Raw genomic sequence first — 552 nt, forward strand, 5'->3', positions numbered from 1 at the left:
TGGACCTTGAAGCTTTTGGCCAACGCGCTGCTGGAAGTGGTCGAACATCAGAGTGTCTCACGCGAAACTATCCGCCGCAGACTGGACGACAACGACCTGAAGCCCTGGCAGAAGAAGATGTGGTGCATCGCCAAAATCGATGGCGAATATATCGCCCGGATGGAGGATCTCCTCGATCTTTACGCCGAGCCGAGTGATCCTAAGCGGCCAGTCGTCTGCTTCGATGAAAGTCCGATCCAGCTCATCGGCGAGGTGCGCGTGCCTATCGTGCAGAAACCGGGGAAGCGATACCGCTACGACTCCGAATACAAGCGCAATGGCACGGCCAACCTCTTCGTTATGGTCGACGCCAATAGGTCATGGCGCAAGGTCAAGGTCACTGATCGGCGCGCCAACGAGGACTTCGCCGTCTGCATGCGCGACCTGGTCGACCTCGATTATCCCGACGCCAACCGGGTCCGTGTCGTGATGGATAACCTATCAACCCACACGGCCTCCGCTGTCTATCAGACCTTCCCGGCCGCCGAGGCGCGTCGGATCTTGCGACGTCTG

At 58.9% G+C, this 552-nt stretch carries 1 protein-coding gene; it reads left to right on the forward strand.

Features of this window, described 5'->3' with window-relative positions; all coding sequences use genetic code 11:
• Nucleotides 1–552 (forward strand): IS630 family transposase (locus JL39_RS21255; RefSeq protein WP_037155518.1); only part of this gene is annotated, 552 nt, incomplete at both ends.

This window comes from Rhizobium sp. YS-1r (assembly GCF_000757525.1).
Taxonomy (GTDB): domain Bacteria; phylum Pseudomonadota; class Alphaproteobacteria; order Rhizobiales; family Rhizobiaceae; genus Neorhizobium; species Neorhizobium petrolearium.